Raw genomic sequence first — 26,348 nt, forward strand, 5'->3', positions numbered from 1 at the left:
GAAGGCGGGTGGCACGCTGCGATATGGGCTCAGGCCGTGCCGACCTGCTGATAGATGTGCTTGATTTCCTGGAAGTCGATCAGCGCATCGTACCCATGCAGCCGGCCAAGCCCGCTGCGCCGATAGCCGCCCGTCTCGGCTTCTGCGAAGAGCTTGTTGTGGTCGTTGATCCAGACCGTCCCGTTGCGCAATGCGCGGGCCACCCGCATGGCGCGCGCGCCGTCGCGCGTCCAGACGCTGGCTGACAACCCGTACTCCGAGTGGTTGGCGCGGGCGATGGCCTCGCGCTCGTCCTCGAAGCGTTCCAGTACCAGTAGCGGGCCGAAGATTTCCTCTTGCACGAAGAAGGCATGCGTATCACGATGCGCGACGAGGGAAGGATGGACGAAGTTTACGTCGCGCCGCCCGCGCAGCAGCACCGCATCGGCCGCCTCCAGCGCGTCGTCGATGCGCTGGCTAACTTGTTGGGCGGCGTGCGTGTCGATCAGCGGGCCGATCTGCGCACCCGGCGTCAGCCCCGGTGCCACGCGCTGCGCAGCCAGTGCTTCGGTCAGCGCCTTTTGCATGGCGCTGTAGTGGTGTGCATGGACGAGCACGCGCCGCGCTGCTGTGCACTGCTGGCCGCTGATGATGGTCGCAGCCACGGCAATCGCACCGGCCGTCTTCTCGACGTCGGCATCCTCGAACACCAGGCAGGCCGACTTGCCGCCCAACTCCAGGGACAGTTTCTTCATGGTGGGCGCCGCCGCAGCCATGATGCGCTGACCGGTGGCGTTCGAGCCTGTGAAGCTCAGCACATCCACCTGCGCGCTCTCGGTCAGATACTGCGCCACCGCGTGACCGTCTTCGCTCACCAGATTGACCACGCCGGGCGGCAGGCCCTCGCAGGTATGCAGCGTCTCTATCACCCGCGCGGTGATCAACGCCGTCTGCGGCGCCGGCTTGATCACCGCAGTACAGCCTGCTGCCAGCGCGGGGGTCAGTGAGCGAATCAGCAGCACCACCGGCGCATTCCACGGCACGATGATGCCGGCCACGCCGGCGGGCTCTTTCAGCAACGTGGAATACGCGCCAGGCTCCACCTCGAGCACATGGCCTGGCATGTAGCGCGTCAAGCCTGCGTAGTAGCGGATCTCCGACACGGCACCGGCGATCTCGCCGCGCGACTGCGCCAGCACTTTGCCGTTCTCGCGCGTGAGCAGTACGGCCAGGACTTCGGCTTGAGCTTCCAGGCGATCGGCCCAGCGCAACATCACCATTTGGCGCAGCCGCGGGTCGTGCGCCCACTGCGGCTGTTCGAACGCGCGCCGCGCGGCGGCCACGGCGGTTTCGGCGTCACAGCGCTGCGATGCGGCGTGGCGCCCGAGCGGGGTGCCATCGGACGGGTCGTTGCGCTCCCCCCATGCACCGCAAGCCGCTGGCTGCCAGTGACCGTCGATGAGGTTGAGAGCGTCTTGTTGGATGGTCATGCTGCGGTGATGTGGTTTTGTTGAATAACGCGCTTCCACAGCGACTTCTGGCTTTCAATGAAGCTGTGGAATTGGGCGGGCGTGCCGCCGTCGGTCGCCACGCCCTGCTGGGCGAAGATTTTCCCGACGTCGGCCATTGCGAGGATGCTGTTCATTTCGCGATTGAGCTTGTCGACCACTGGCTTCGGCGTTCCCGCGGGCACCACGATGCCGTGCCAGGATGACACCTCGTAGCCCGCGACGCCGGCCTCCGCCGCAGTGGGAATCTCCGGCATCAGCGGCGAACGCTGCGCGCCGGCAATGGCCAGCGGGCGCACCTTGCCCGACTGGATGAACGGCAGCGCATTGGGCAGCAGGTCCATCGCCACCGCCACCTGGCCACCGGCCAGGTCAGTCAACATCGGCGTGCTGCCCTTGTAGGGAATCTGGTTCATGCGGATGCCAGCCAGGTTTTCGAACAGCACCATGGCCAAGTGGTTCGATGAACCCGGGCCCGAGGTGCCGTAGTTGATGGCGCCGGGCTTCGCCTTGGCGGCCGCCAGCACGTCGGCCGCGCTGCGATAGGGACTTCCCGCGTGAGCGACCAGCACCATCGGCGATCGCCCCGCCAGGATCACCGGGTCGAAGGCCGTGTCGCTGTCGTAGGGGAGCTTGTAGAGCCACGGGTTGGCCGCGAACGGAAATTGCACTACCAGCAGCGTGTAGCCGTCCGGCAGCGACGTGGCCACGGCCTGCGTGCCGATGGCCGTGCCGGCACCGGGCTTGTTGTCGACCACGGCGGACTGCTTCCACGCCGCGGTGAGGTGCATGCCGACAATGCGCCCCAGCGTGTCGTTGAAGCCGCCCGCGGGGTACGGCACCACGATGCGCAGCGGCTTGGCCGGGTAGCCGCCGGCCGTATCGGGCTGCGCCCAGAGCACGGGCGCGAACGCGCTGCCGAGCAAAGCGGCGGTGGCGTCGCGGCGTGATACCGGCATGGTGTGTCTCCTTCATCGGGGAACGCGCGGGCGCTCGTCGAACGCCCGGCTCTCTCATCGGGCAGCGGCACATCGGCTAAGCCCGCAGCGCATTGGCCGCTCAGTCGGCCAGCGCGAGCGCTTCCTGCGCCAAGTCTTTCTCGACATATTCGCGAAAGAGCTCCGCTGTGTACAGCAGCCGCATCTGCGCACCAACTTCGCAAGCCTTCAGGCAGGCAGCCTGGAGTTCAGGCGTGTCGGCATGCTCGACCACAATCTGGTAGCCGCGCTCGCCGTGGATCTCGTCGGACACGATGTGCAGATCGAAGAACTCGACTTCCTCGTCCGTGAACTTGTACTGCTCGCGCAGCGTGGGCGCCTGCTTGCGGTAGATGGACGGGACCTGCGATTCGAGTCCCACGACGATGCCGGCCACCGCGATGATCGGGTTCTCGCGCATCGACATCGAATAGCACCAGCTTTGCAGGCCGCGTGTGGAGGGCAGCATGTTGTCGGGGTCGGTCACGCGGGCACGCGACGAACCGCAGGCTTCGGCAAAGCGGATCAGCAGGTCAGTGTGGCGGTCGCCGCCGATTTCCTCCTCGTACATGTTCGCCAGCATGAAGTCCTTCACTTCGATCAGGTGCGCTGGCGTGCGCGAGTAGATGAAGCCCAGATAGTCTGCGAACGGACCCACGTAGTGGTAGTGGTTCTCGGCCCAGCGCGCTAGATGCTTGCGCGAGAGCCGGCCTGCGGCCCACGCCATGCTGAAGGGCGATTTGTTAGCGCTCTTTCCGCGCACCGTTTCCTCCAGCGCGTGACGGAAGTCTTCTTTGCTCATCAATGCCGTCATGGGTTGTTCCTTCGTTGGTATGAACACGGTCCGCGGCAGCTGCGAGGTGCGCGGCACAAGGCCCCTGGAGGGGATGGCGTGATCCTACGTATGCGCGATGCAAAACCGCAATTCATATCAATTTTATTGATCCCTTGCATTGGCGGTCGTGATGTTGTTTGACGCGGCAGCGGCTTCGCTTGGACATTAGCCACCAAGCATCCGGCCTGGGAGAACCACAGCCGATTCGCCCCTCCACCGGGAACCATGGAACAAGTGCTCATGCCCAAAGTTGTGATCAGGAAAGACGGCCAGTGCTTCGAGGGCGAGGTGCGGCCGAACACCAACCTTGTCGTACGCGCCGGCATCAAGCAGTTTCCTTTTCCGCACCTCACCTACGGCTGCGGCATGGGGAAGTGCTCCAAGTGCATGTGCAAGGTGCTGCATGGCGGCGAACAGCTGGCCGCGCCCAACTGGAAAGAGAAGAAGCAGCTGGGCGACCAACTCGATGCGGGCTTCCGGCTTGCCTGCCAGCTCTGGATCCACTACGACATCGAACTGAGCCAGGACGAGACGGCGCTCGCCTGACACCGCCCGCTTTACACGCCATGCCAAACGCATACGTCATCCTCACGAACAAGGACGGCCAGTTCCGCAGCGAGCTGTGCGACGGCCTTCGCCCCGTCGAGAGCCACGACTACTTCTTCTACGGCCAGCGGCGCGCGCGCTTCGTCATTGCCGAGCTTGAACGGCCGGTGAAAGTCGCGATCGTGGACGAGGGCGCCCCGCCCACGCGCAACCTCGTTCCCTCCAAGTTTCTTCCGCAGTTCGACACGCTCGAAGCCGCGCGCGAAGAGCTCGCGCAGTTGGTCAACTTCGGCCACCTGGACGTGCGCCCAAGTGTGGCGGCGGCTTGTGCGGCACCTGCAGATGCCGCATCGAGAGCGGCCTGGAACACACCGACGCGGTCAAGCAGAAGGAGCGCAAGCACCTTTCGGAAGCGGATTTCGAACAAGGCTTTCGCATGGCGTGCCAGACCTTCGTGAACGGGGACGTCAGCGTCTCCTGGTAATTCCCATTCAGGCGCGGGCGCACCTTCGCCGCGCCGACAACATCGAGCACCTACCCCATGACGGACCCCGACAATTTCCCTGTGCGCGTGCTGGCGCGCACCCCCATCGCTACGGACACGATGGCGTTCTTCCTGGAGCGCCCTGCCGGCTTCGACTTCGGGGCGGGCCAGTTCGTCAGCCTGCAGCTGCCGGATTTCGATGCGCCGGAAGACGGCTCGGACGACGGCGAGCGCATGCTGTCGATCGCCAGCGCCCCCCATGATCCGCACCTCATGGTTGCGATGCGCATGCGCGATACGGCATTCAAGCGCCACCTCTCGCAATGCGCCCTCGGTGCCGACGGCGCCCTCGTGAGCCTGAGTCCGGCCATGGGCGATTTCGTGTTGCCCGAAGACCCGCGCCAGCCGCTCGTGATGCTCGCCGGTGGCATCGGCATCACGCCGTTCTACAGCATGCTGCGCCACCTGCAGTACCAGGCCGCCAGCGGCAAGGCGGTGCCGCCGGTCACGCTGCTCTACGGCAACCGCACGCACGCGCTCGCAGCCTGGCGCAGCGAGCTCGCGCTGCTGTGCGCCGACCTGCCGCACTTGCGCGTCTTGCATGTGATTGCCGAGGACAAGGACGCCCCGCCCCCAACGCGTGGTCAAGGCGCGCACGCCTGGCGCGCCGGACTGATTGACGCCGCGCTCATCCAGCAGGAAGTGTCCGATTGGCAGGCCTGCCGCTACTACATCGTCGGTCCCACCGCCATGGTCGCGGCCATGCAGGACTGCCTCGATGCCTGCGGCGTTCCGCCCGAGCAGGTGGCGATCGAGTTCTTCGCCGGCTACTGAGCCCATCGCCTTCAAGCGCCAAAGGAGTTCTTCCATGCAGATCACGACACAGACCATCGCCCTGCCCTCCGAGGCCGGCAGCATCCAAGTGCATTGCTATGGCGACGCCAGCGCACCCACTGTGTACATGGCGCACTCCATCCTCTCCAGTAGCGCCATGTGGTCCACACAGGCACACCTGCTGGTCTCGCGCGGCTGGCGCGTGGTGTGCGCGGACACACGCGGCCATGGCGGCTCGGTGGCCCACGAGGCGCCCTCCTCCATGCAGCATCTGGTGGCCGACACCGTCGCGGTGCTCGATGCACTCGGCATCGCGAAGGCGCACTACGTCGGGCTTTCGTTGGGCGGCATGAGCGGCTTCGGCCTGGCGCTTGCGCATTCCGACAGGCTGGCGAGCCTGTGCCTGTGCGATGCGCGTGCCGACACACCACCAGAGGCGTCTGCGCCTTGGAACGAGCGCATCGCCATCGCCGAGCGCAAAGGCTGCGCGGCACTCGCACGACCCACCCTCGAACGCTGGTTCGGCCGCGTCTTTCTCGATGCACACCCTGACATCGCGCAGCGCTTGCTGCAGGTCGCAGCTTCGACATCGGTGCTCGGATTTGTCGGATGCGCGCGCGCCATCCAGGGACTCGACTACCTGGCACGGGTGTCGGAGATCGCGTTGCCGACCACCCTGATCGTTGGTGCGAACGACGGGGTGCTGCCGCAAGCGATGACCGAGATCCAGCGGCGCATCTCGGGCTCCGCCCTCGAGGTCATTGCGCAGGCGGGGCACCTGCCCAATATCGACCAGCATGCGGCATTCGACGCTGCGCTGCTGCGGCACCTGGGCGCGCACGAGTAAAAGCGGCGACTTCAGGCACCGTACCGACAGCACCTTGCGCCGATGCAGGGCATCGGATCGAGGGACCGCGACGCGTTCGCACGCCCGCACCTGTGAAAGATTGTCATCCTCGTGATTCCACAAGATGGCTCGAACAAGATGCTTCGTCTCGGTACGATTTGTACGGTCGCCGCCGCATTGCCATCCACCGGCCTGCGCATGGCGGCGATCCACAAGAAAACGGAGACAAGTTCGCATGACCATTCTTCTCGCCCGCGTCCGATCCTGGCGCCTCGCCTTCTCGGCCTTTGTACTGGCCATCGCAGCCACCAGCGCCTACGCGGAATGGCCCGAGCACGACATCAGCTTCATGGTGCAGTTCGGCCCTGGCGGCACCACCGACCTGGTGGCTCGCGCGCTGACCACCGAGATTTCCCAAAGCTTGGGCCAGCCGATGGTCGTGCTCAACCGCCCTGGCGGGCAGGGCACGGTGATGGGCATGCTGCTCGCGCGCGCCCAGCCCGACGGCTACACGCTGGGCATGCTCTCCAGCGGCTTGGCGCTGTGGCAGCTGGTCTCCGACAAGCCGCACACGTCGAAGGATTTCACCAGCATCGCGAGCGTGGGCCGCTACGTGTTCGCCGTGGTGGTCAACGCTGATTCCCCGTACAAGACCATCGAGGACCTGATCGCGGCCTCGAAGAAGGCCAAAGGCGGCATCAACTTCGGCGGGCCGAGCTCGGTCAACACACTGGGCATGCTGCTGCTGGCTGAGAAGACCGGCATGCAATTCGAGACGGTCAACTACCGCTCGGGCTCCGACTCGGTGGTGGCCCTGCTGAGTAACCAGATTGACGTGGTGGTTCAGAACCCGACGGACTTCATGCCCTACGTCAAGGCGGGCAAGCTGCGCGTGTTGGCAGCGGCCAGCTCCACGCGCATGCGCGAACTGCCCGACGTGCCCACGCTACGCGAGCTCGGCTACGACGTGGTCACCGACGCCTACTTTGGCGTGGGTGCGCCGCTCGGCCTGCCCGAGCCGATCCGCCGCAAGCTCGAAGACGCCACGCTCAAGGTGGCGCGCGATCCGGCGTTCCAGAAAAAGCTGATCGACGCCTACGGCATCGAGCCCGCGCCGATGACGGGCAAGGCGTACCGCGCCGAGATCGAGCAGGCCGAGATCACCGTGGCCAAGCTCAAGAGCCGTTTCCCCTCCTCCAAGTAATCCATCCCCATGTCAACTCCAGCAACAAGCGGTGGCACCGTGGCCGACCGCGTGGCGGCGGCTTGCCGTCGCCACGGCGTGCAGGTCGTGTTCGGCCAGTGCAACCCGGTTCGTTTTCATCTCGCGGTGCCGCAGCATGGCATGCGCAACATCGGCTATCGCACCGAGAACGCCGGCGGCGCCATGGCCGACGGCTACGCGCGCATTAGCCGCCAGACGGCGGTGGTCACCGCGCAGAACGGGCCCGCAGCCACGCTGCTGGTGGCGCCGCTGGCCGAGGCGCTCAAGTCCTCGGTGCCGATCATCGCGCTGGTGCAAGACGTGCCCGTGGGCTCGCGCGAGCGCAATGCCTTCCAGGAGTACGACCATCTCAAGCTCTTTGCGGGCTGCAGCAAATGGGTCGGCCGCATCGACAGCGCCGAGCGCGTCGACGAATGGGTGGACATGGCGTTCCGCATCGCGACAAGCGGCCGCTGCGGACCCGCGGTGCTGCTGCTGCCGGTGAACATCGCCGACAGTCAGGCTACCGGCGACCCGACCCGCCGCGCCGTCAACGGCCGCTTTCCGCTCGATCCAGTGGTGGCGGCGCCGGAACGCGTGCGCGAGGCCGCGCGCCTGCTGATGCAGGCCGAGCGGCCGCTGGTGATTGCCGGTGGCGGCGTGCACCTCTCCGGCGCGGCACCTGCGCTGGCCGATCTGCAGCAGCGCTTTGCGCTGCCGGTGGCGACCACGATGATGGGCAAGGGCGCCGTCTCGGAGCTGCATCCGCTATCGCTGGGCGTCATCGGCAACGTGCTGGACGTGGGCGCACCCGCCTACGAAGCGCGTGCGCTGGTCACGAAGGCCGACGTGGTGCTGCTGCTGGGCACGCGCACCGCGGCCAACGGCACCGACACCTGGAACCAGTACCCACGCAATGCGCGCTTCATCCACATCGACATCGATCCGGTCGAGATCGACCGCAACTACGAATCGCTACGCCTCGTCGGCGATGCCAGGCTCACGCTCGAGGCGCTGGCCGATGCGATGTCGCAGCTCGATGCGCAGCAGCGCCAATCCGCCCGCGGCGCGGTGGAGGACGCCATCGCCACCTCGCATGCGGCCGCGCAGCGCCTGCAGCACGGCGTGCGCACCGAAGACCGCCTGCCCATCCGGCCCGAACGGCTCATGCACGAGTTGGGGCAGTTGCTACCGGCCGACGCCATCGTCACGGCCGACGCGAGCTACGCCTCGGTGTGGACCTCGCTCTATCTCACGGCGCGCCATGCCGGCGAGCGCTTCCTGCTGCCGCGCGGGCTCGCAGGGCTCGGCTGGGGGCTGCCGCTGGCCATGGGGGCGCACCTCGCGCGCCCCGAGGCCACGGTGGTTTCGGTGGTGGGCGACGGCGGCTTCAGCCATGTGTGGGGCGAGCTCGAAGCCATTCGCCGCCACGGCATTAAGCTGGTGCTGATCGTGCTAAACAACGGCGTGCTCGGCATGCAGGAAGACATGGAGGTGTTCCGCTATGGCGGGCGCACGGACACCCGCTTCGGGCCGGTCGATCATGCGGCCATTGCGCGCGCCTGCGGTCTGCACGGCGTTCGCATCTCGGAGCCCGGCGCCCTGCGCGCCGCGTTGCAGGAGGCCATGTCGGCCGACCGCGCCACGGTGCTCGATGTGGTTGTCGACCCCGCCGCGTGTCCGCCGCTCACGGCCTACAGCTCGCGGCCGAGCCAGCTGGGTTGATGGCGATGAACTTTCCCTCCAAGCCTCCTGTGGCACTGGTGACGGGCGGGCGGCAAGGCATCGGCCGCGCCGCCGCGCTGGCCCTTGCCCGCCAGGGCTTTCACCTCGTGATCGCCGATCTGCACGACGACCAACGCACACAGGTCACGCTCGCGGACATCCGCGCGCTGGGCGTGCGCGCCGACTTCGTGCACACTGACATCGCCGATCTCGCCACGCACGCCGGGCTGGTGGAGGCTGTGTGGTCGCTGCACGGCCACGTCGACTGCCTGGTCGACAACGCCGGCGTTGCAGCGCGACCACTGCGCGACGTGCTGGACGTCACGCCCGAGGACTTCGACGGTAACTTCGACGTCAACATCCGCGGCACCTTCTTCCTCACGCAGGCCGTTGCGCGCCGGATGCTCGAGGATCGGGCGCCACAGCCCTACCGCAGCGTGATCGTGATCTCGTCGATGGCGGCGCACTATGCGCGGCTCAACCGCTCGCAGTACTGCATGTCGAAGGCGGCGGTGGCCATGATGGCCAAGATCCTGGCGCTGCGCCTGGCGCCGCACGGCATTCACGTGCACGACATCCGGCCGGGCTTCATCCGCACCGAGATGACCGGCTCGCTGGACACAAGCGCGCAGGACGCCCGCATCGCCAGCGGCGAGGTGCCTCTGCGCCGCTGGGGCGAGGCCGCCGACGTGGGCCAGTTGGTCGCCACGCTCGCTGCCGGCCTCGTTCCCTACGTGACCGGTGAGCCCTTCGTGATCGACGGCGGCCTGCGCGCCAACAGCGCCTGAGCGCGCATGAATTCGAGGAACTTGAAATGCTTGCACTGAGAAAAATCTCCCCCGATTTCGGCGTCTCGCTGATGGACGTCGCACCGCCCGAAGAACCCGCGCCCGGCGAGGTGCTGGTCGAGGTCGAGGCGGCCGGAATCTGCGGCAGCGACCTGCACATCTACGATGCCAAGGGCTCGGCCTACGCGAACGTGTGGCCCCGCCTGCCGCTCACGCTGGGCCACGAGTTCTGCGGCCGTGTGGTGCAGCTGGGCGAAGGCGCCGCAGCGGACCTGCTGGGTCGGCGTGTGGTGGCGCTGCCCGTGGGCATCGGCATCCAGCGCGACGGCTGTTTCGCGCCGATGGTCGCGGTCGCGGCCGTCAACTGCCTGCCGGTGCCAGATGCGCTGGACAGCGACCTGGGTGCGCTGATCGAGCCGCTCACCGTGTCGGAAAACGCCGTCGCGCTGTCGGAAACCGGAGCGGGCAAGCGCCTCCTGATCATGGGCGCCGGCACGCTGGCGCAGGGCGCGGCGCTGTTCGCGCGGCTCGCGGGCGCCAGCCAAATCGTGGTCACCGGCTTTGCCGACACGCACCGTTTCGAGGTGCTGCGCCAAATGGGCTTCGATCTGCTGATCGACCGCGCGGAGCCCGGCTCCGCCGAGCGCCTGGCCGCGCTAGCTGGTGACGGCTTCGACGCCGTGATCGAGATGACTGGCGTCATGTCGACCATCGATGAAGGCCTGGACGCGCTGCGCCGCAAGGGCATCTTCGTGGCGACCGGCATCCACCCCGACAAGGCCACAGTCGACATCACGCGCATGGTGCGCCAGCAGCTGCAACTGCGTGGCAGCTACGGCAACACGCGCGAGGGCTGGCACAAGGTGATCGCGCAGGTGACCGCGAACCCCGAGACGTTCCGCCCGCTCATCACGCACCGCTATCCGCTGCACCAAGCCGTGCAGGCGTTCGAAACGGCCTATGCGCGCATCGCGTCGAAGGCCATCCTTCATCCGCAACAGAAGAACTGAGACTTGGCATGAACGAATTCTTGTTTGGCGGCCGCGCCGAGACGGTGATCCAGGCCGGCCACGTGGTCGAAGACCTCGACGTGGCCATGGCGACCTTCACGCGCGTGCTCGGCGCAGGCCCTTGGTATCGCTTTCGCGTCTCGCAGCCGCGGGAAGGCTCGCTCTACCGCGGCTGCGAAGTCACCCACGACCTGTCGATTGCCCTGGCCTTTCACGGCACGATGATGCTGGAGCTGATCCAGCAGCACGATGAACAGCCCTCGGTGTTTCGCGACGGCGTGGCGCAGCGCGGCTACGGGCTGCACCACTGGGGCATCGGCACGCGCCGCTTCGACGAGCGGCTGGCGGGAGAACTCGCGCAGGGCAAGGAGATGCTTTACACCGCGCGCACGGGTCGCGGTGCCCGCATCGCCTATTTCGAGGGGCCGACGCCGTTGCACGCGATGGTGGAGTTCATTGAAATCACCGAGACCAGCGAGCGCTTCTACGCGGGCATCGCAGCCGCCGGGCGCGACTGGAACGGCAAGACGCTCGAATGGGCGGGCCCAGACGGGGTTTGAGCGTCAGGCCGCCGGCAGGAAGCACGTCGATTCGGCGATGCGCTCGCGCAAGAGTTCGATGAACGCTGTGGTGCGCGGACTCGGGTTCTGGTTGTGCGGGTAGATGGCCCAGATCGGGTCGTACTCGGTCTTGGCCTCGCTGTCGAGCAGCGTCACCAGCGCGCCGGCAGCGAGCTCCTTCTGCACCACATAGAAAGGCAGCTCCACGATGCCCACACCCGCCACGCATAGCCGGTGCAGCATCTCAGCCTGGTTGGAAGAGATGTCGCCCTCCACGGAGGCCGGCTTGAGTGGCGACTCCGCGCGCAGGCCCCAGTGGATGTGGTGCGTGCGGATCGAGAAGTTCAGGCAGTTGTGGTCCTTCAGCGCCTCGGGCGATACCGGGCGCCCGCGCCGCTCGATGTACGAGGGTGCAGCGCAGATCACGTGCGTGGTCATGCCTATCTTGCGCGCGAAGTACGCACTGTCCTGCAACACGCCCAGGCGGATGGCCACGTCAATGTTGCGTTCGACCAGGTCGACCCGCTCAGCGCCGAGCTGGATGTCGATCTTCACGCGTGGAAAGCGCTGCACGAACTCCGCGATGAAGGGCACCAGCGTGTAGCCGAAGCTCGGCAGCGTGTAGATGCGCAGCTTGCCGCTCAGGTCGGCCGAGAGCGCGGCCAGGTTGCGCTGCGCATCGTCCATCGCCTCCATCACGCGCCGCGCGCCGACGATGAACACTTCGCCCTCATAGGTCAGCTGCAGTGAGCGCGAGGTGCGGTTCAGCAGGCGCACGCCCAGGCGCTCTTCCATGCGCGAGATCGACTTGCTGACCGCCGAGGCGCTGAGATCCAGCTGCCGCCCAGCGGCCGAGAAGCTTCCGCTCTCGACCGCACGGATGAAGACGTTGAGTTCGGAAAAGCGGTCGTAGGACATGGCTGCAGCCTAGCGCACGCGCTCCCGCGCCGGGGGATGCACCCGCGCCAAGGTGCTGCTTTCAAACACGGCCGAGCGACACATAGCGCGCCAAGTGATGGTCCTCATCGCCGAGCATGTGATTGGTCAGCACCAGGCCCTTGGCCAGGTGTGACAGCGGCAGCTCCCAGGTCATGCCGATGCCGCCATGCATCTGGATGCACTCCTCGGCCACGCTCGTTCCGACGCGGCCAGTGGTCGCCTTGGCTGCAGACAGCGCGCGCTCGCGCGTGACGCGGTCGGCCGATTGCAGCGCGTTGGCCGCGTTGATGACGGCAGAGCGCGCCTGCTCAATGCCCAGCCACAGGTCCACCATGCGGTGTTGCAGCGCCTGGTTGCTGCCGATGGACTGTCCGAACTGCTCTCGGGCGCGCAGGTAGTCGAGCGTGAGTCGCTTGGCGGACTCCATCGCGCCCAATGCCTGTGCGCTCAGCGCCAGCACGCCGGCGCCCACTGCGCCTTCGATGGTCGGAAAGGCCTGGCCTTCGGTGCCGACCAGCGCATCGGCCGGCAGATGCACGCCTTCCAACGCGATGTCCGCGCCTCGGCCACCATCGGCCAGCGGGTAGCCGCGCAGCGCGATGCCCGGAGTTGCGGCGGGCAGCACGAACAAGCTGATGCCCGCGGGATCGTCGTCGCCGCCGGACGAGCGGGCCGAAACGATGAAAAAGTCGGCCTGCTCCGCATGGCGCACCACGCATTTCAGGCCGTCGAGCTGCCAGCCACCGTCGCTCGGCCGCGCACGCGTCGTCACGTGCGAAGCCTCGTAGCGGGCCTCAGGATCGGCGTGGGCAAGAACGGCCAGCGTGCTGCCGGCCACGATGTCGCGCCGCAGCGCACGCTGCACATCCGTGTTCGCTTCGGCCAGCGCCGCAGCGGCCATCAGCGCTGCGAGCAAGGGCTCCAGCACCATCGCGCCGCCCAGCGCCTCGAACACCAGTGCGATGTCGAAGCCGCTGCCGCCCAGGCCGCCGTCAGCCTCGGCGAAGAGCGCGCCGAGCGCCCCCAGATCGATGAGATACCGCCACATTTCCGTGCTGTGCCCCTCGCCCGATTGCGCAATGCGCTGGCGCTGCGCGAATTCGTAGTGCTGCGCCAGCAGTCGTCGCAGCGCATCGTCCAGCATGCGCCGTTCGTCGGTCGGTTCGAAGTTCATGCGGCGTCCTTCATAGCCCCAGCACCGTCTTGGCGATGATGTTGCGCTGGATCTCGTTGGAGCCCCCGAAGATCGAGAGCTTGCGGTTGTTCAGGTACTGCGCGGCCGCGCTCACCGATTCGGCGGGCGCGCCGGCCAGGGCTTCGGCATCGCCGAGGTGCGGCAGTGCATGCAGGCCGACCGCGCGGCGCACGAGCGCGGCGAGTTCCTGGCGGATCTCGCTGCCGAGCAGCTTCAGCGCCGAGCTTTCCACGCCCGGGCTCCCGCCGTTGGCCACAGCGGCCGTCACGCGCAGGTTGGTCGTCTTGAGGTTTTCCAGGTCGATCTCCACGCGCGCCATGCGCGCCGCGAAGGCCGGGTCGCGGTCCAGCGGCTGGCCGCCGCTCATGACCTTGGCCGCCACCGTCTTCAGGCGCTGCAGCGCCGCCACTGAAAAGCCGATGCCCGCGTTTCGTTCGTGCGTAAGCAGGTATTTGGCGCAGGTCCAGCCATCGTTCTCTTCTCCAACGAGGTTGTGCGCCGGCACTCGCACGTCGGTGAAGAAGACCTCGTTCACCTCGTGCTCGCCGTCCAGGGTGACGATGGGCCGCACCTCGACGCCCGGCGAGCGCATGTCGATCAGCAGGAAGCTGATGCCCTGCTGACGGCGCGCGTCCTTGGAAGTCCGCACGAGGCAGAAGATCATGTCGGCGTGCTGCGCGAGCGTGGTCCAGGTTTTCTGGCCGTTGACGATGTAGTGCGCGCCCGCTGCATCGTGCCCGCGCACCGCCGACGTCTTAAGCGCCGCCAGGTCGGAGCCCGCGCCGGGTTCCGAGTAGCCCTGGCACCACCAGTCCGAGCCATCGAGGATGCGCGGCAGCCAGTGGCGCTGTTGCGCCTCGGTGCCGTAGCGGATCAGCACCGGCCCGAGCATGAGGAGACCGAAGGGCACGATACGCGGCGCGTCTGCCAGCGCGCATTCGTATTCGAAGATGAAGCGTTGCACCGCATTCCAGCCGGCTCCGCCGTGCTCGCGCGGCCAGTGCCCCGCGAGCCAGCCACGCGATTGCAGGATGGCATGCCACTGCTGCATCTCGTCCTTGCGAAGCGTGCGGCCCTCGGCCACCCGCCGGCGCAGCGCCGGTGGCAGGCGCTCGGCCAGGAAAGCGCGGACTTCCGCGCGGAAGGCCTCTTCTTCAGGTGTGAAGTTCAGGTTCATGCGGGTCTAGCGAAAAATCTCGAACAGGCCGCCCACGCCCATGCCGCCGGAGACGCACATCGTGACCACCGCATAGCGCGCACCGCGCCGGCGCCCTTCGATGAGCACGTGACCTGCAAGGCGCGCACCGGTCACGCCGTAGGGATGGCCGATGGAGATGGCGCCGCCGTCGACGTTCAAGCGCTCGTCCGGAATGCCCAGGCGCTGCTGGCAATAGAGCGACTGCGAGGCGAAGGCCTCATTCAGCTCCCACAGGTCGATATCGTCGACCGTGAGGCCGTGGCGCGCCAGCAGCTTGGGTACCGCGAACACCGGTCCGATGCCCATCTCGTCGGGCTCGCAGCCCGCCACGGCCAGGCCGCGAAAGGCCCCCAGCGGCGCGAAGCCGGCGCGCTCGGCATCGCGCGCTTCCATCAGTACGCAGGCGGCCGCGCCGTCGGACATCTGCGAGGCATTGCCCGCGGTGACGAAGCGCTCGGGCCCATTCACCGTCTGCAACCTCGCTAGCGCCTCGTAGGTGGTGCCGTGCCTGTTGCAGTTGTCCGCCTCGATCGTCGCCTCGCGGTGTGACACCGCGCCGGTGGCCTTGTCTTGCACGGCCATGGTGGCGGTGACAGCGACGATCTCCTCGCGGTATCGGCCCGCGCGCTGTGCGGTCTCGGTTTTTTGCTGACTCTGCGTCGCAAAGCGGTCTTGCGCCTCGCGCGTGATGCCGTAGCGTGCGGCCACGATATCGGCCGTCTCGATCATCGAGATGAAAAGTCCGGGCTGCTGCGCGAGCAGCCACGGATCAGCATCGCCGGGCCTCGGGCCGCGCGGCGCAATGCGCGAGATGCTTTCGACCCCGCCGGCCACGACGACCGACATGCCGTCCACGACGATGCTGCCCGCCGCCATTGCAATGGCCTGCAGCCCCGAAGCGCAATAGCGGTTGATGGTGGCACCGCCGACGCCCACCGGCAAACCGGCGCGCAAGGCCGCCTGCCGCGCGACGTTACGGCCGGTGGTGCCTTCGGGAAAACCGCAGCCGAGGATCAGGTCTTCGATGCGTTCGGGGTCGATGCCCGCGCGGTCCACGGCGGCGCGCACCGCATGCGCAGCGAGCTCAGGGCCGGGCGTGATGTTGAACTCGCCGCGGAAGGACTTGGCCAGCGGCGTGCGGGCGGTGGAAACGATGACTGCTTCGCGCATGGTTGCCTTCTCTTTAACTATTCGAGCGTGATGCCGCCGATGCTGCGGATCAGCTGGCCCCAGACCACGCCATCCTGCTGCACCGTCTTTGCAAAATTGGCCGCCGAGGGGTCGCCGATGTCGTAGCCGATCTGCGCGAGCGCGGTGCGCATGTCGTCGGTTTTCATCACGTCCGCGAAATCCTTCACCAGGGCCGCGACGAGCGGCTTGGGCATGTTCGCGGGCCCGAAGATGCCGAGCCACCCAACCAACGGCCCCAGCGTCGGATATCCGGCTTCGGGGAAGGTCGGGATGGCCGGGAACGACACCAAGCGGTGTGTGCCAGTGATGGCCAGTCCGCGCAGGCGGCTGCCGGGCTGCAGAAAGGCGGCGGCCGACCCCACGTCGCACACCACCGCACTCAGCTGTCCCCCGATCAGGTCGTTGATGGCCGACGCGCAGCCTTTGTAGGGCACATGGACCATGGTCACGCCCGCGGCATGCTTGAAGGCCTCGCCGATCAGGTGGCCGAGCGACCCGTTGCCATAAGACCCGTAGCTCATGGTGTTCGGGCTGCTCTTGGCTGCGGCCACGAACTCGGCCACGGTCTTCGCCGGATTGTCGGAGTTGACCAGCATCACCAGCGGCGTCACGCCGATTTGCGCGATCGGCGTGAGGTCCTTGATCGCATCGTATGGCAGCTTCTTCATCAGGTGCGGGAGCACGGTGATAGTGGAGCCCGCCGCCAGAATAAGCGAGCTTCCGTCGGGCGCGGAGCGCACGATGTTGTCCACGCCGAGTACGCCCGAGGCACCGGGCCGGTTCTCCACGATCACGGGCTGGCCAAGCACGGGCGCCATGCGGGTCGCCAGCCGGCGCGCGATGGTGTCGATGCCCCCGCCGGGCGGCACGGTGACGACGATGCGCGCGGGCTTGGCCAGCGTGGCGGCACCGGGGGTGGCTAGGGTGGCGGGGGCGCCCTGCGCCCAGGCCACCGCCTGCAGCGATATCGCGGCGGCGACGCACAAGGCAGCCCGCAACGCGGCCCGCGTCCAGAAAGTATCGGTCTTCATTTTTTGTCTCCTGCTGTTGATTCGATGGATGCGGCTCAGGCGGCGATGGCCTGACGGCGCAGCATCTGGCCGAGCGCGGCGTCGTATTCCGCGGCCAGCCGGTCGACCAGTGCGGCGGCTGGCACCACACGGTCGATGGCGCCGATACCCTGGCCGCAGCCCCAGACGTCCGTCCAGGCCTTGGGCTTCATGCGGCCTGAGCCGACATTCATGCTGCTGGGGTCTCCGCCAGCCAGGTTGTCGGGGTCAAGTCCGGCCGCGACGATCGAGGGACGCAGGTAGTTGCCATGAACGCCGGTGAAAAGGCTGGTGTGCACCACGTCGCGCGCCGCGCTGTCGACGATCATCTGCTTGTAGGCGGCCGCGGCGTTGGCCTCCTCGGTGGCGATGAAGGCCGAGCCCATGTAGGCCAGGTCGGCGCCCATCGCGCGCGCCGCCAGGATCGAGCGGCCGCTGGCGATGGCCCCCGACAGCACGAGCGGGCCGTCGAACCACTGCCGTATTTCCTGCACCAGTGCAAAGCGACTGCGTGCCCGCATGCCCCCCCGCGCCCGCCGCCACAGCAATCAGCCCATCGGCGCCCTTCTCGATCGCCTTGCGCGCGAACGCGTTGTCGATGACGTCGTGCAGCACGATGCCGCCATAGGCGTGGATGGCCTCGTTCACTTCGGGCCGCGCGCCCAGTGAGGTGATGACGATCGGCACCTTGAAGCGCGCGCACACCTCCAGATCGTGCTGCAGCCGGTCGTTCGAGCGGTGCACGATCTGGTTCACGGCAAAGGGCGCGCTGGGCCGCTCAGGATGCGCGCGGTCGTGCACCGCAAGCGCGTCGGTGATGCGCTGCAGCCAGTTCGCGAGTTCTTCCTTGGGCCGCGCGTTGAGCGCCGGGAACGATCCGACGATGCCCGCCTTGCATTGCGCGATGACGAGTTCGGGCGTCGAGATGATGAACAGCGGCGAGGCGATCAGCGGCAGCCGAAGCCGTTGTGAAAGAATCTGTGGAAGCGCCATGCGAAGACTCCTGGAATCGGTTGGACGGGCATGCCGAAGGTGCGCGTTCGTGCAGGTCGCGCACCGGCCAAAGGATGTTTCAGATGCGGCGGTTCTGCTCGCGCCAGTACGGCTCGCGCAGCAGGCGCTTGAAGATCTTTCCGGTGTCCTCGCGCGGCAGCTGTGCATGGAACTCGATCACGCGCGGCACCTTGAAGTTGGAGATGTGCGCGCGCAGAAAGTGCTGGATGCCGGCCGCATCGAGTTGCGCGCCGGGGCGCAGCTGCACCGCCGCCGCCACGCTCTCGCCGAACTCCTCGTCGGGAATGCCGAACACCGCGCAGTCGGCCACTCCCGCCAAGCCCTGCAGCACCGACTCGACCTCGGCCGGGTAGATGTTCACGCCACCCGAGATGATCATGTCGTTGCGCCGGTCGCAGATGTAGAGAAAGCCCTGCGCGTCCAGGTAGCCCACGTCGCCAAGCGCGACCAGGCCGTCGCGCTCCATCGCGTCGCGCGCCGCCTGGTTGTTCACGTAGGTGAAATCGGGCAGCGCCGGCTGGCGCACGTAGATGGCGCCGATCTGCCCCGGGGCCAGCTCGCGGCCCTCGTCATCGACGATGCGCAGCCGCGCCGGGCCGAGCGCCTGGCCGACCGAGCCGGGATGGGCCAGCCAGGTGGGCGAATCGATGAAGGTGACGTAGCCGGTCTCGCTGGCGCCGTAGGCCTCGGTGATGACGGGGCCGAACCAGTCGATCATGCGGCGCTTGACATCGGGCGCGCAGGGCGAGCCGGTGGAGGTGACGTGGCGCAGCGTGGCAACGCTGAAGCGCGCGCGCTGCGTATCGCCCAGCGCGAGCAGCCGGCGGTACATGGTGGGCACCAGATAGGCGTGCGTGACAGCGTGCCGCTCGATCAGTTCGAGCGTGCGCAGCGCGTCGAAAGTGGGCTCCAGGATCAGCGTGGCACCGGCGTCGCAAGCCTGTACCAGGTACATGGTGGAGGCGCTGTGATAGATGGGCGCGCACAGCATCGCGGTCACGCCCGGCGCCATGCCCGAGGCGATGCGGCCGATTCGGCGCGACTCCATCTCCAGCGCATCGCGCTCCTGCGGCGCAAGCGCCAGCCGTCGCACGCCCTTGGGCTTGCCGGTGGTGCCCGACGTGTATTGCACCGATCCGAAGTGCAGGCGCGGGCGCGCTGCCATCGGCGGCACGCCGACGCCGAACTCGATCCAGCGCACGGCGCGGCCGCTGGCGTCGGGCTGCGGGCTTTCTTCGTCGGCCGGCACGGCGACGATGGCCACGCCGGTCGGCACCCCGGCCACAACTTGCGCGAGCAGGTCGTCGTGCACGAAAAGCATCGCAGCGCCGCTATCCTCGAGCATGTAGGCCGCCTCGGGCGGCTTGCAGTGCCAGTTGAGCGAGACGAAATAGACGCCTGCGCGGCGGCACGCCAGGATCAGCGCCGCGTAGGCCGGGCAGTTGCGCATCATCATGGCCACGGTCTGGCCGTGCGCCACGCCGGCCGCCTCCAGGCCGGCGCACAGGCGCTCGACCTCGGCCTCCATCCATTCGGCGGTGAAGGTGTGTCCTGAGAAAACGATCGTCGGATAGCTCACTTCGGTTGTCTCCTCGTTGTTCTTGGGTGTCTCAGCGGCTTTGCAGCGCCGCCAGCGCCGCGCCCGCATGGCGCGCGCCGATGGTCATGGCGCGGCGCAGGTACAGGCCGGCGTCGTGCTCGTCGGCAAAGCCGATCGCGCCATGGAACTGCACCACCTCCTTGGTCACGCGCAGCGCCGCGGCGCCGGCGCGATGCACGGCGGCCGCGGCAGCCCAGCCTTCCTTGCTGGTGCTGGTCGCGCGCGCTGCCTCGTGCACCAGCGCGCGCGTGGCGGTCGCGTCGACATGGCAGGCTGCGGCACGGTGCTGCAGCGCCTGGAAGCTGCCGATCGGCACGCCGAACTGGCGGCGCAGGCGCAGGTAGTCGAGCGCGAGGGCAAGGGCCGCGTCCATCAGGCCGCAGAGGTAGGCAGCATCGCCGAGCCACGCGAGGTGCCGGCCGTGCCGCCAGGCGCCCTCGCCCGCGCTGCCCGACAGCACCTGTGGCGCATCGGTCCAGGTGGCGCGGCCGACGTGCAGATCGGCCAAGCGGCTGCCATCCACGGCGTGGCGCACGGTAAGCGCAACACCAGGTGCGCCGGGGTCCAGCAGCCGCGCACTGAACTCGTGCCCCCGGCCGCAAGCCACCAGCCAGTGCGCGGCCGCGTCGCCGTCGGGTACCAAATGCGCCGCGAGGGTGGCGTCGGCGGACTCGGCGGCATCCACCAGCACGACGTGCGCCAAGCCCTCGATCAGCGCCCGCAACGTCGGCACCGCGACCTCGCCCGCCTCGGCCAGCACCGCAGCGGCGGCCATGCCCATCGTGAGCGGCGCTGCCAGCAACGCGCGACCGCCTTCTTCGGCGACCACGCACAGCGCCGGCGCGCCCAGCTGCAGGCCACCCGCCGATTCGGGCACCGCGATCCCGAGCCAGCCAAGTTGGGCGATCGCTTTCCACGTGGCGGGCTCCCACGCGGGGCCGCCTTCGTGCACCCGGCGTGCCCGTGCCGGGCCACCGAACGAGGCAGCGGCGTCCGCCGCGCTCTCGGCAATCATGCGCAGGGGCGCGCTGTGTTCGGCATTCATGACTTGGCTCCGGCGATCGGCAGGCCGAGCACCCGCGTCGCGATGATGTTGCGCTGCACTTCGCTGCTCCCGCCGTAGATGCCCAGGCGGCGTGCCTGCAGGAACATCTCGGTAGCATCGAGCAGGTCGTCACCCCGGCGAACCGGGTCTCGCAACGCGGCGGCGGGTCCCGCCACGCGCTGCACGAGGTCGAGCAGTTGGTGCACGGTGTCCGTGGCCAGCAGTTTCAGGTAGGAACTGTCAGCTGCGATGCCCTGTTCGGCGGCTTCGGCCGCTTCGAGGTAGGCGGCGATGAGCGTCTCGACCTCCACCTCGGCCAGTGCTGCGGCCTCGTGCACGCTGGGCGGCAAGCGGTCCGCAGGCGTGGCACGCAGCATCATGCGCAGGCGCTCCATCGCGCGCAGCGCCTGGGCCGGCGAGCCAATGCGCAACCGCTCCTCGCTCAGCACTGCAGTGGCCACCTGCCAGCCCTTGTCGATCTCGCCGACGACGTTGTCCAGCGGCACTGCCACCTCGTCGAAGAACACTTCGGCAAACTCGTCGTCGCCCGCGATGGTGCGGATCGGCCGGCGCCGGATGCCCGGCGTCTTCATGTCGATCAGCGCGAAGGTGATGCCGTGTTGCGGCTTGCCGGCACTGGTGGTGCGTACCAGCGCGAACATCCAGTCGGCATGGTGGCCCCAGGTGGTCCATATCTTGTTGCCGTTGATGACGAGCCTGTCTCCGTCCGGGCCGCCGCGCACCTCGGCGCGGGTGCGCAGGCTCGACAGATCCGAGCCCGAGCCCGGCTCCGAATAGCCCTGGCACCAAATCGCGTCGCCTGAAAGAATGGCTGGCAGGTGGCGCTGCTGCTGCGCCGGCGTGCCGCGCGCAATGAGTAGCGGGCCGATGTGGTTCAGGCCCTGCGTCGGAAAGTCGGGCGTGCCCGCGCGCGCCATTTCCTCCATGAGGATCACCTGCTGCACCGCGCTAGCACCCATGCCGCCATGCGTGCGCGGCCAATGCGGCGCAATCCAGCCGCGCTGCGACAGCGCGCGGTACCAGGGCATGCCCTCGACCGGCAGCGGCCGGAAGGTCCGGTGCCGCAGCGCGTCGGGCGCGTGGGTCGCGAGCCAGTCGCGTACCTCGTTGCGGAAGGCCGTGTCGGCGGCCGATTCGGGTCTGAGCATCTTGGCAATGGCGGCGGCCTCAGAGGCTGCCGATCTCCTGGTAGACGTGTTTGATTTCAAGAAAGTCGTGCATGCCTTCGGTGCCGTGAAGGCGGCCGAATCCGCTTTCCTTGTAGCCACCGACCTCCGCTTCCGCGAAAAGCTTGTTGTGCGCATTGATCCATACGGTGCCGCAGCGGATCTCGCGCGCGATGCGCTGCGCGCGCGCGCTGTCGCGCGACCACACGCTCGCGCCCAGCCCGAAGCGCGTGGCATTGGCCAGCGCGACCGCACCACGGTCGTCGTCGAAGACCTCCAAGGTCATCAATGGCGCGAAGTGTTCGTCCTGGACGGCCGACGTTTGCGGGTCGTCGACTTCCACCAGCGTGGGCGACACGAAGGCACCGTGCATGGGAAGGCCCGGCACGGGCGCCCCGCGCACCACCACGCGGTGCCGCTCGCCCAGTTCGTCGACCAGGCGCAGGATGCGATCGCGGTTCGCCAGGTCGATCACCGCGCCCATGGCGTTCTCGGCGAGGTGGCCCGGGCCCACACGCAGCGCGCGCATGGCCGAGGCCATCGCATCGCGAAAATCGGCATACAGCCTACGGTGCACCAGCACCCGGCTGGCAGCGGTGCACTGCTGACCCGACAGGATGGTGCCGGCCGCGAGGATCTCGCGCACCGCGAGGCTCAGGTCGGCGTCCTCGCACACCACGCAGGGGGCCTTGCCGCCAAGCTCCAGCGACAGGCGCTTGAGCTGCGGCGCGGCCGCCGCCATGATGGCCTTGCCCACGGCGGTGCTGCCGGTGTAGCTCAGGACGTCGACGCCCGGCGAGGCGACGTAAGCCTGCGCCACGGTGCTGCCCGTCTCGTGCACGATGTTGACCGTGCCAGGCGGCAGCCCCTCGGTCTCGGCCATGCGCTGCGCCACGCGGTGCATGAAGAGCGCGGCCTGCGGCGCTGCCTTGACGACCACCGTGCAGCCGGCCGCCAGGGCCGGCGCGAGCGAACGCACGAAGAGGATCAGCGGCGCGTTCCATGGCACGATGATCGCCACCACGCCCGCGGCTTCGTGCGTGATGAGCGAGCGCACGCCTGGCGCCGGCTCGACCACGCGGCCGGCCGCGCTGCGGGCCATGCCCGCGTAGTAGCGCAACTCCGAAGCAGCGCCCTCGACCTCGCCGGCCGACTCGCGCAGCACCTTGCCGTTTTCCAGCGTCAGCAGCAGCGCCAGCGATGCGGCGTCGGCCGCGAGACGCGTCGCCATGTCCAGCAACACCTGCGCGCGCAGGCGCGGGCTGTGGCGCCAAGCCGTAGTGTCGAAGGCGTGGCGAGCCGCATCGATCGCGGCCTGCGCCTCCGCCGGGCCGCCGTCGGGCGCATGACCAACTAGCGACGCATCTGCCGGGCTGGTCGATGAGAAGGCAGGGCCCGAAGGCAGCCACCGGCCACCAATCCAGTGCGCGGCCTGCGTGTCCCAGGGCACGGTAGCGCCGCTCATGCCACAGGCTGAGCCAGGCGCGCGAGCGCCATCTCGCGCAGTTCGGCTTTGAGCACCTTGCCCACGCCGTTGCGTGGCAGCGCGTCGACAAAGAACACATGCTTGGGCTTCTTGTAGCTGGCAATGCGAGACTTCGTGTGCTCCTGCAGCGCCTGCACGCTCAGCGTGCGGCCCGGATGCCGCTCGACGAACGCGGTCACCGCTTCGCCGAAGATATCGTCGGGTACGCCCACCACGGCCGCATCGGCCACGTCGACGTGCTCGACCAGCACCTGTTCGACTTCCTTGGTGTAGATGTTGAAGCCGCCGCTGAGCACCATGTCCTTCTTGCGGTCGACGATGTAGAGGTAGCCGTCGACGTCGAAGCGCCCCATGTCGCCGGTGTGGACCCAGCCATCGACGATGGTGGCGGCGGTGGCATCGGGGCGCCCGAAGTAGCCCTTCATGGTGGTGAAGCGCCCGGCTTCGCCCGAGCGAACCAGGATCTCGCCCACATCTTCTACCGATACCTGCTGGCCCTTGTCGTCCACCAGCTTGACCTGCACGCCCGGCGTGACCCGCCCCACCGACGCGGGGTGGGTGAACTGCTCCTCGTGGTCGAGCACGGTGACCGAGCCGACCTCGGTCATCGCGAAGAAGGAATGCAGCCGCGCCTGCGGCAGATAGCCGATCATGCGGCGCTTGAGCTCGACCGGAAACGCCTCCCCGGTGACAATGATGTGGCGCAGGCTGGCGCAGCGCGCGGCCTCCTTCTCGAGCACCGGCATCAGCATACGGGCCACGGTGGGCACCATGCCTGCGGCGCTGACCTGCTCGCGCTCGATGATCTCGACCGCGGCCTGCGCGTCGAAACGCTCCATTACCACCAGCTTGGCGCCCAGGCACATCGAGTTCATGAGCCGCGCCAGGCCCGTGCGGTGCGCCAGCGGCGTGGTCACCAGGAACACGTCGTGCGCCGTGACACCCCACTCCACAGCGTTCACGAAGGCGTTGCCGATCACGAAGTTGGCGTGCGTGAGGACCGCACCCTTGGGCTTGCCGGTGGTGCCCGAGGTGTAGAGGATCATCGCGTCGTCAGGAGACAGCGCGAGTTCGGGCAGGCGCTCGTCGGAGTGGGTCCGAAGCATCTCGAACGACTCCGCGCCGGCCACTTCGCCGCCCACTGCCACGCGGCGGATGCCCACGAACTCGGCCGACAGCGCCTCGATCGCCTCGGCGCTCTCGGCATGGAACACCAGCACGCGGGCCTGGCTGTCCTGCGCAAAGTACACCAGTTCGCGCGGCGTATTGCGGGTGTTGACCGGAATCACCGTAGCGCCGACCGAGAAGGCCGCGTACATGATCTGCACGAACTCAACGCAGTTGGGCAGGTACACGACGATGCGATCGCCCTGGACCACACCAGCGCGCCGCAGCCCGGCGGCCAGCGAGCGCGAACTCGACAGCAGCTCGCCGTAGCTCAGGCGCTGCGCGCCCACGACCACGGCCGGCTTCGCAGGCGTGCGCAAGGCATGCGCTGCCATGAAGTGTTCGAGACGCATGGTGCTCCTAAGCGAGTTCGAAGGCGGGGTACGGCTGCTCGGGCGTGAGGTGGTCCACCGCCAGCTTCACGCGCTTGCCGATCGCCAGATCCGCCGGCGCGCAGTTGAGCACGTTGGCGATGATGCGCACGCCCTCATCGAGTTCGACGGTGGCCACGCACAGCGGGATCCGCCCTTCGACGCCCGGGCCCGCGATGCGCACGACCGTGCACGCGTAGATGGTGCCGGTGCCGGCCACCTCGCGCCATTCCAGTGTGCGGCGGCCGCTGAAGCCGCTCACGGGTTTGGGGTAGTGCTGGAAGCGCTTGGCGACCGTGCAGTACTGAAGCACGAGTTTGCCCTGTGCGATGCCGTCCCAGAAGGGCTTGCTGTCGACGTAGACGCCTTGCTGGGGCACGGGGCGCGCTGGTGCGGCGGGTGCAGCCGGTGCGGGGGTTGAAGTGGTTTCGCTCATGATTGTCATGCCTCCAGGACCATGGCCGAGCTGGTGCCCCAGTTGCGGCCGTAAGGGATCACGCCGATGCCAGTGACCAGCGCGTTGCGCGGATCCGCCACCTGGCGGCTGCCGCCTTCGCCGAACATCTGGCGCACGGCTTCGGCCAGGTTCAGGCCGCCGCTGGCCAGCCCGGGCTGGCCAGCAGAGATCTGCCCGCCGCCGGTGTTCAACGGCAGGTCGCCGCTGAAGGACAGGTCGGTGCGCAATGTGTAGGCCGAACCTTCGCCGCGCTCGCAGAAGCCGAAGGCCTCGAACTGCATCATCACCGCGATGGTGAAGTCGTCGTAGGGCTGGAACATTCGCACGTCCTTCGGAGCAAGTTCGGCCTTGCGCAGCACCTCGGGGCCGATCTTGGTGAAGCCCGACAGTGTGATGTCGGCCAGCGGATCAGCACCGTTGAAGTTGGTGACCTCGCCGTACGCTACGGGATACACCATCTTCTTCAGGCCCAGGCGCTTGGCGTTCTCTTCGGTGGTCACGATGAAGGCGTTGGCGCCGTCGCAGAACATCACGCTGTCGAGCACACGCAGTGGGTCGGAGATGACGCGCGACTTCAGGTACTCCTCCATCGTGAGTTCCTTCTGGAACTTTTTGTAGCCGTTGGGGTTGTGCAGCGCATGCGCGCGCTGCGTGACCGCGATCTTGCCCAGCGCCTCGGGGTCCAGGCCGTACTGGTGGATATAGCGACTCATCAGCAACCCGAAGGTCGCCGGCGGACCCTGCACACCGGGCGGGTCCTGGAACTCGCCGCGGTAGGCGCCATAATTGGAGCGCCAGTTGGAGCTGGGTGCGTCGGACGACATCACCACCGCCAGCTTGCACATGCCGTCGCGGATGGCCGACATGGCGCGCGCCACGCCGCCGGTGGCCGAGCAGCCGCCGATGCCACCGTAGTTCAGCCACGTCGGCGTGATGCCCAGCGCCTCGGTCATGTAGACCGCGAAGAAGGGATTCTGGGCTTCCGACAGCGCGGTGGTGACCGACAGGCCGTCAATCTCGCTCTTGTCGATGCCGGTGCGCTCCAGCAGCTGATCGAGCGCCTCGCCGGCCAGGCCGTAGGCACTGCGGCCGGTCTTGAAATCGATCGGAGTCTCTGCGTAGCCGCCGATCACGATGTCTCTTTTCTTCATC

Annotated in this window: 23 protein-coding genes and 2 pseudogenes; 9 read left to right on the forward strand and 16 right to left on the reverse strand. The window is 67.8% G+C overall.

The window, feature by feature from the left end:
* Positions 1-29: 29 nt before the first annotated feature.
* The 3 genes from AC1D3B_RS32310 to AC1D3B_RS32320 form a co-directional block, all read right to left on the reverse strand.
* Complete coding sequence (locus tag AC1D3B_RS32310) at positions 30-1,469, reverse strand: aldehyde dehydrogenase family protein (RefSeq protein ID WP_478194790.1); 1,440 nt, start codon at positions 1,467-1,469, stop codon at positions 30-32.
* Positions 1,466-2,446 carry a tripartite tricarboxylate transporter substrate binding protein gene (locus AC1D3B_RS32315; protein ID WP_478194760.1) on the reverse strand — a complete coding sequence of 327 codons (981 nt, stop codon included), beginning with the start codon at positions 2,444-2,446 and terminating at the stop codon, positions 1,466-1,468. Before AC1D3B_RS32315 ends, AC1D3B_RS32310 begins: the two co-directional genes overlap by 4 nt.
* A 100-nt stretch (positions 2,447-2,546) precedes the next feature.
* Positions 2,547-3,278: an iron-containing redox enzyme family protein gene (locus AC1D3B_RS32320; RefSeq protein ID WP_093012495.1), complete on the reverse strand. Its 732-nt coding sequence runs from the start codon at positions 3,276-3,278 to the stop codon at positions 2,547-2,549.
* A gap of 261 nt (positions 3,279-3,539) precedes the next feature.
* Between AC1D3B_RS32320 and AC1D3B_RS32325 the strand changes: the two genes are divergently transcribed.
* The 9 genes and pseudogenes from AC1D3B_RS32325 to AC1D3B_RS32365 all read left to right on the forward strand — a co-directional run bounded on the left by AC1D3B_RS32325 (position 3,540) and on the right by AC1D3B_RS32365 (position 11,297).
* The gene (locus AC1D3B_RS32325; RefSeq protein WP_478194761.1) at positions 3,540-3,845 is read left to right on the forward strand and encodes a 2Fe-2S iron-sulfur cluster-binding protein; all 306 of its coding nucleotides are present in this window, start codon (positions 3,540-3,542) and stop codon (positions 3,843-3,845) included.
* 304 nt (positions 3,846-4,149) lie between these two features.
* Positions 4,150-4,329, forward strand: a pseudogene (locus tag AC1D3B_RS32330) (2Fe-2S iron-sulfur cluster-binding protein); the annotation flags it as partial.
* Between the two features lie 57 nt (positions 4,330-4,386).
* Positions 4,387-5,163, forward strand: a complete 777-nt coding sequence (locus AC1D3B_RS32335) for a ferredoxin--NADP reductase (protein WP_478194762.1) — start codon at positions 4,387-4,389, stop codon at positions 5,161-5,163.
* A gap of 34 nt (positions 5,164-5,197) precedes the next feature.
* Positions 5,198-6,010: an alpha/beta fold hydrolase gene (locus AC1D3B_RS32340; RefSeq protein WP_478194763.1), complete on the forward strand. Its 813-nt coding sequence runs from the start codon at positions 5,198-5,200 to the stop codon at positions 6,008-6,010.
* Between the two features lie 235 nt (positions 6,011-6,245).
* Positions 6,246-7,214, forward strand: coding sequence for a tripartite tricarboxylate transporter substrate binding protein (locus AC1D3B_RS32345; RefSeq protein WP_478194764.1), 969 nt, complete (start codon positions 6,246-6,248; stop codon positions 7,212-7,214).
* A 9-nt stretch (positions 7,215-7,223) separates the two neighbouring features.
* Positions 7,224-8,939 carry an acetolactate synthase catalytic subunit gene (locus AC1D3B_RS32350; RefSeq protein ID WP_478194765.1) on the forward strand — a complete coding sequence of 572 codons (1,716 nt, stop codon included), beginning with the start codon at positions 7,224-7,226 and terminating at the stop codon, positions 8,937-8,939.
* A gap of 5 nt (positions 8,940-8,944) precedes the next feature.
* Entirely contained in the window at positions 8,945-9,727 is a 783-nt protein-coding gene (locus AC1D3B_RS32355; RefSeq protein WP_478194766.1) for a 3-ketoacyl-ACP reductase, read from the forward strand.
* Between the two features lie 26 nt (positions 9,728-9,753).
* Entirely contained in the window at positions 9,754-10,737 is a 984-nt protein-coding gene (locus tag AC1D3B_RS32360; RefSeq protein WP_478194767.1) for a zinc-dependent alcohol dehydrogenase, read from the forward strand.
* An 8-nt stretch (positions 10,738-10,745) separates the two neighbouring features.
* Positions 10,746-11,297: a VOC family protein gene (locus AC1D3B_RS32365; RefSeq protein WP_478194768.1), complete on the forward strand. Its 552-nt coding sequence runs from the start codon at positions 10,746-10,748 to the stop codon at positions 11,295-11,297.
* A gap of 3 nt (positions 11,298-11,300) precedes the next feature.
* On the opposite strand, the gene AC1D3B_RS32370 is transcribed toward AC1D3B_RS32365, so the two are convergent.
* The 13 genes and pseudogenes from AC1D3B_RS32370 to AC1D3B_RS32430 form a co-directional block, all read right to left on the reverse strand.
* Positions 11,301-12,215 (reverse strand): LysR family transcriptional regulator, encoded by a 915-nt coding sequence (locus AC1D3B_RS32370; protein ID WP_478194769.1) that lies wholly within the window; start codon positions 12,213-12,215, stop codon positions 11,301-11,303.
* 61 nt (positions 12,216-12,276) lie between these two features.
* A complete protein-coding gene (locus AC1D3B_RS32375) occupies positions 12,277-13,410 on the reverse strand; it encodes an acyl-CoA dehydrogenase family protein (protein ID WP_478194770.1) in 1,134 nt (377 codons plus the stop codon).
* A 10-nt stretch (positions 13,411-13,420) separates the two neighbouring features.
* Positions 13,421-14,608 carry an acyl-CoA dehydrogenase family protein gene (locus tag AC1D3B_RS32380; RefSeq protein WP_478194771.1) on the reverse strand — a complete coding sequence of 396 codons (1,188 nt, stop codon included), beginning with the start codon at positions 14,606-14,608 and terminating at the stop codon, positions 13,421-13,423.
* A gap of 6 nt (positions 14,609-14,614) precedes the next feature.
* Positions 14,615-15,799: an acetyl-CoA C-acyltransferase gene (locus AC1D3B_RS32385; protein WP_478194772.1), complete on the reverse strand. Its 1,185-nt coding sequence runs from the start codon at positions 15,797-15,799 to the stop codon at positions 14,615-14,617.
* A gap of 17 nt (positions 15,800-15,816) precedes the next feature.
* Complete coding sequence (locus AC1D3B_RS32390; RefSeq protein WP_478194773.1) at positions 15,817-16,851, reverse strand: Bug family tripartite tricarboxylate transporter substrate binding protein; 1,035 nt, start codon at positions 16,849-16,851, stop codon at positions 15,817-15,819.
* A 35-nt stretch (positions 16,852-16,886) separates the two neighbouring features.
* Positions 16,887-17,862: pseudogene (locus AC1D3B_RS32395) on the reverse strand (NAD(P)H-dependent flavin oxidoreductase).
* 79 nt (positions 17,863-17,941) lie between these two features.
* Positions 17,942-19,462, reverse strand: a complete 1,521-nt coding sequence (locus AC1D3B_RS32400) for an AMP-binding protein (RefSeq protein ID WP_478194774.1) — start codon at positions 19,460-19,462, stop codon at positions 17,942-17,944.
* A 31-nt stretch (positions 19,463-19,493) separates the two neighbouring features.
* Complete coding sequence (locus tag AC1D3B_RS32405; protein ID WP_478194775.1) at positions 19,494-20,528, reverse strand: acyl-CoA dehydrogenase family protein; 1,035 nt, start codon at positions 20,526-20,528, stop codon at positions 19,494-19,496.
* On the reverse strand, positions 20,525-21,697 hold the full coding sequence (locus tag AC1D3B_RS32410; protein ID WP_478194776.1) for an acyl-CoA dehydrogenase family protein: 1,173 nt from the start codon (positions 21,695-21,697) through the stop codon (positions 20,525-20,527). Before AC1D3B_RS32410 ends, AC1D3B_RS32405 begins: the two co-directional genes overlap by 4 nt.
* A 19-nt stretch (positions 21,698-21,716) precedes the next feature.
* Positions 21,717-23,180, reverse strand: a complete 1,464-nt coding sequence (locus AC1D3B_RS32415) for an aldehyde dehydrogenase family protein (protein ID WP_478194777.1) — start codon at positions 23,178-23,180, stop codon at positions 21,717-21,719.
* On the reverse strand, positions 23,177-24,721 hold the full coding sequence (locus AC1D3B_RS32420; protein WP_478194778.1) for a class I adenylate-forming enzyme family protein: 1,545 nt from the start codon (positions 24,719-24,721) through the stop codon (positions 23,177-23,179). Before AC1D3B_RS32420 ends, AC1D3B_RS32415 begins: the two co-directional genes overlap by 4 nt.
* Positions 24,722-24,728: 7 nt before the next feature.
* Positions 24,729-25,175, reverse strand: a complete 447-nt coding sequence (locus AC1D3B_RS32425; RefSeq protein WP_478194779.1) for a Zn-ribbon domain-containing OB-fold protein — start codon at positions 25,173-25,175, stop codon at positions 24,729-24,731.
* Positions 25,176-25,180: 5 nt separating this feature from the next.
* Positions 25,181-26,347 (reverse strand): thiolase family protein, encoded by a 1,167-nt coding sequence (locus tag AC1D3B_RS32430; protein ID WP_478194780.1) that lies wholly within the window; start codon positions 26,345-26,347, stop codon positions 25,181-25,183.
* Between the last annotated feature and the right edge of the window lies 1 nt (position 26,348).

The sequence above is a fragment of the Variovorax sp. P5_A3 genome (assembly GCF_056400665.1).